Genomic DNA, 3,255 nt, shown 5'->3' on the forward strand with positions numbered 1-3,255 from the left:
TGGCCCAGGCGACCAGCCCCGCCTGCAAGGGCCAGATCATCCCCGCCGCCACCGACAGGGCCGCGATCCGCCGCAGCGCCCCGCGCCGCGCCGCGATCAGCCGGTCCAGCCTGTTGCGCGCCGTCATCCGTCTTCCCCCGTCCGCCCCGTCCTGTGCCGAAGCATGGCCGCATGTGCCGCCGGGCGAAACCCCGCAGCGCCGGCCCGCGCCGATCGGTCGCTGGCCCGGACGCGCACGCCCTCTGCCCGACCGGCATAGACTCGCCCGCCGCAACCGCCTATCAGGAAGGCTGTTTTTCCCAGTTTCAGACGAATCCCGCGTGAATTCGTTTTTGTCCTGCCGCAAATGAAACGCTTCGGGAAAGAGGCCCCCCGTGCCGCGCGCCCTAAAGTTGCTGAAACACCTGATGTCGGATTGGGAAGGCGCTCTGGTCGGAGAGAGCCGGCTGCTGCGCATTCTCAATCCCGCCGGCCGCAAGCCGCCATTGATCTGGTGCTACAATTCGGCCCCCGAATTTCCCGCAATGGCACAGGAACTTGGCCCCGATCAGCCGGTGATCGGCATCCGCTCGTTGCATCTTGTCACGCCGAACGGCCCGAAACGCTTTGCCGAAGACGAATGGGCCGCCGGGCTTTATGCCGAGGCATTGCTGGCCAGCGGCCTGGCGCTGGAGGGCTGCGCGGTCGGGGGCAATTGCCAGGGCGGCGGGGTCGCGGCGCCGCTGGCCGCACGGCTGGTGCAATCGGGGCTGCGCGTCGGCATGCTTGTGCTGATGGAAACCCAGTCGGCCGCCCCCTACCCCGGCCATGTCGGGCTGCTCTATGGCGCCGAAAGCGAGATGTTCAACCCCTACCTGCGCGGCGAAAGGCTTGAGCCGACCTGGGACCGGCTGTTCGAAAGCTGGTCGGTCGAGATCGTGCCGGGCGCGCATGGCACGTATTTCACCCCCGAAAACCGCGCAACCACTTGCGCCGGCATCGCCCGGCTGCTGCGCGACGGTCTGGCCCGGCCCGCGCGGCACACCACTGCCGGGATCGCGCTTGAACTGATCGGCCTGCCGCAAAGCGCCGCGGCGGGCCAGCCTCTGGAAGTGCTGATCCGCCCCACGGCCGCGCTGCAGGGGGCGGCCCGCGCCCAGGATCTGGTGCTGCATCCGCTGTGGGTCAATGCCGCTGCGGGCTTCCGTGTCCAGGCCGAGGTGCCGCGCCTGCCGGCTTCGGCCACGGCGGAACCGCTACGGATCGTGGTCGACGCGCCCGAACCCGCCGGCGAGTGGGAGCTGCGGCTGTTTCCCTGCCGCGAAAAATTTGGTCCTGTTGACTGGACATATCACAACGAGAAGCGGTATCATCTGGCGCTAGTGTGATATTCAGATACGCCGCGCGTTACATGCGGGACTTGTTTCCTTTGCAGTGACGAGGTGTCATGCGTGTCTATTTGATTTCCCCCTCGCCCGACTTCGGTCGCAGCCGGCTGAACGACGATTATGTCTTTGGCTTCGGCAAACCCTTCGCGCTGAATGCCGCGGCCGGAATTGCAACCATTGCCGCCTATTTTCCCGCAGAGGTTGAATTGCGCCTCTGCGATGAGATCGTCGAGCCGGTCGATTACGACGATCCTGCCGACTATATCGCGATCAGCATCAATGTCGCCCAGGCCCCGAATGCGGCCGAGATTGCCCGTCGCTTCCGCGCCATGGGGCGCAAGGTGATCATCGGCGGCGCGCATGTGTCGCTGGTGCCCGAGATGTTCGAAGGCATCGCCGATTGCCTGGTGGCGGGCGAGTTCGAGCCGATTGCCGAAACCTTCATGGCCGATCTGATGGCCGGTGCGCTGAAGCCGCGCTATCAGGGCAGCAAGGCCGATCTGGCCGAAGCGCGGGCGCCGCGCTGGGATCTGTATCCCAATCACCTGGCGCTGGGCGGCGTGGTGCAGACCAGCCGCGGCTGCCCGTTCGACTGCAATTTCTGCGACGTGATCCAGTATCTGGGCCGGGTCCAGCGCCATAAGCCGCCGGAACGCGTGCTTGCCGAGGTGCAGGCGCTGTATGATCTGGGCTATCGCCACATCAACCTGTCGGACGACAATTTCACCGTCTACCGCCAGCGCAGCCAGGTTCTGCTTGAGGCGCTGGCCGCCTGGAACGGCGCCGAGGGGCGGGCGCCGGTCAGCTTCGTGACCCAGATGTCGATCGACGTGGCGCGGCATCCCGATCTCTTGGCCGCCTGCAACCGCGCCGGGCTGCGCGCGGCCTTTGTCGGGATCGAGACCAGCAATCCCGAGGCGCTGAAGGAAAGCCGCAAGCGGCAGAATCTGCGCGTCGATCTGGTCGAGCAATGCGAAAAGATCGTCAGCGCCGGCCTGTCGGTGCAGGCCGGTCTGATCGTCGGCTTCGACAGCGACGATCTGTCCTGCTTCGAGCGGCAGCTGGACTTTGCCCAGGCCCTGCCCATTGTCGTCTACCGCCTGTCGGTGCTGACCGCGCCGGCCGCCACGCCGCTTTACGCCGAGATGAAGGCGGCAGGCCGGCTGGTCGACGAAGCCTCGCTGGTGCCGGTGACCAGCGGCAGCGCGCTGACCAACATCCAGCCCGCGCAGATGACGCGCGAACAGCTGGCCGAGGGGGCCGAATGGCTGCGCAGCCGGATCCTCGACCCGGAAAACACCATCCAGCGCTTCGAACATTACGCGCGGATCCTGGGCGCGCCGCCGGCGCATCTGATCCGCGATCTGCGCGGCGCCGGCAGCAGTGATGCGAAGATCCGGCCGTTTCTGGACCTGATCGCCCAGCTGTCGCGCGACCGCGCGGTGCGCCGGGTGATCGAATGCGTCCGCGATCTGTCCGCCGCGCAGCCCGCGCTGCGCACGGATCTGATGCAGACGCTGGGAAGCTATCTGAACGGCTATGCGCGCCGGTCGCTGGACGCGCCGCTGTCGCCGCCGACGGTCCGGGAACGGGCAGTGGCATGACCGATCCGCTTGCAGACCGCATCGCCGGCCGGCTGGCCGGCAGTTCCGATATCGCGGTGATCACCGTCTTGCGGCGCAAGGCGGCGCCCCTGGTGCTGACCGGGCGCGATCTGCAGGACCGCGCCGCGGCCGCGCAGGCGCGCTGGCGGGCGCTGCTGGGCGACGGGCCGCTGCGGCTGGTGCTGGCGCTGCCGCAGGGCGAATTGTTCCTCGACTCGCTTCTGGCCGGGATGATGGGCGGGCATACGGTCGTGCCGGTGGCGCTGCCGCGGCTGGGCTCGGTC

Annotated in this window: 3 protein-coding genes; all 3 read left to right on the plus strand. The window is 67.7% G+C overall.

All coding sequences use genetic code 11. From position 1 onward, the window contains the following. The first annotated feature begins 374 nt into the window (after positions 1–374). Positions 375–1,367, plus strand: a complete 993-nt coding sequence (locus K1Y73_RS21595) for a hypothetical protein (protein ID WP_225030461.1) — start codon at positions 375–377, stop codon at positions 1,365–1,367. A 59-nt stretch (positions 1,368–1,426) separates the two neighbouring features. Further along, entirely contained in the window at positions 1,427–2,971 is a 1,545-nt protein-coding gene (locus K1Y73_RS21600) for a radical SAM protein (RefSeq protein ID WP_225030462.1), read from the plus strand. Beyond that, the coding region (locus K1Y73_RS21605) for a hypothetical protein (RefSeq protein ID WP_225030464.1) at positions 2,968–3,255 on the plus strand (288 nt) is incomplete at its 3' end. The genes K1Y73_RS21600 and K1Y73_RS21605, both read left to right, overlap by 4 nt.

It is taken from the genome of Xinfangfangia pollutisoli (assembly GCF_020179405.1).
Lineage (GTDB): Bacteria > Pseudomonadota > Alphaproteobacteria > Rhodobacterales > Rhodobacteraceae > Pseudogemmobacter > Pseudogemmobacter pollutisoli.